The sequence below is a fragment of the Cellulophaga sp. BC115SP genome (genome assembly GCF_009905545.1).
In the GTDB taxonomy this organism is placed as follows: Bacteria; Bacteroidota; Bacteroidia; order Cytophagales; family Spirosomataceae; genus Flectobacillus; species Flectobacillus rivi.
Map to the genome: position 1 here is coordinate 1 of NZ_JAAALB010000178.1, position 741 is coordinate 741.

Consider the following 741-nt stretch of genomic DNA (forward strand, 5'->3'; position numbering starts at 1 on the left):
TTTTGTAAATATGCTAAGTCAATAAATTTTTCAATCATTGTTTAAAGAGTCTTGGTATATCGCAATATAAATTATTTGGGTTTTCGCCAAGCATAAAGCCCAAAGATTCTGACTGCAAAATACATAAGAAGGTGGCGAAAGTTATCATTTGGTAAAATCTTGTTAGCCAAATATAGGAATTGATCATCTGCAAATTTTCTGGCTGCCTTCTCTCCTAGTTCCTTTTGTCGGTATTGTAAATCATACAAATAGTCATGTACCAAGGCCGCCCGGTTGTATTTGCCTATTGGTGGAAAGAACGACCAAAGCAACATTGGTACACTTGCAAAATCTGTAACATATCCAGTCGGTATCAAAATAGTTGAGCCGTCTGAAAGAGTTTCTTCAAACGGCTCATAGAGCTCCCACCAATCAGATTTGTCGGTGGGAGCTTCCCGGTACATTACTACAATCTTATTGTACATTCGTAACAGCAAGCTTGAAGTTGGCAAGACTACCCTCAAAAGTAAATCCTTGTAAAGCTTGATTGATCAGTGTCAAACTTTCCTCTGATTTACTCGCACGGTACGACTCAATTAATAAGTAGAGTTCAAATGGGATTACTTTACTGTCGGTATGATAAAGAACAGGTGACGTAAAATCAAACTGCTGTTCTTCCAAAACGGGTTTATTGGATTTTAAAACGGGTTGTCCATTTTCATCAATCTTTGGCACCATTTGCGTGTATTTCTCAGCTAAAAT

The 741-nt window shown here is 37.5% G+C and carries 2 protein-coding genes; both read right to left on the reverse strand.

Annotated elements, in window-relative coordinates:
• Positions 1–71 precede the first annotated feature (71 nt).
• Positions 72–464: a DUF1353 domain-containing protein gene (locus GVN22_RS27505; protein ID WP_205691074.1), complete on the reverse strand. Its 393-nt coding sequence runs from the start codon at positions 462–464 to the stop codon at positions 72–74.
• The coding region (locus tag GVN22_RS27510) for a hypothetical protein (protein ID WP_166554182.1) at positions 454–741 on the reverse strand (288 nt) is incomplete at its 5' end. The genes GVN22_RS27505 and GVN22_RS27510, both read right to left, overlap by 11 nt.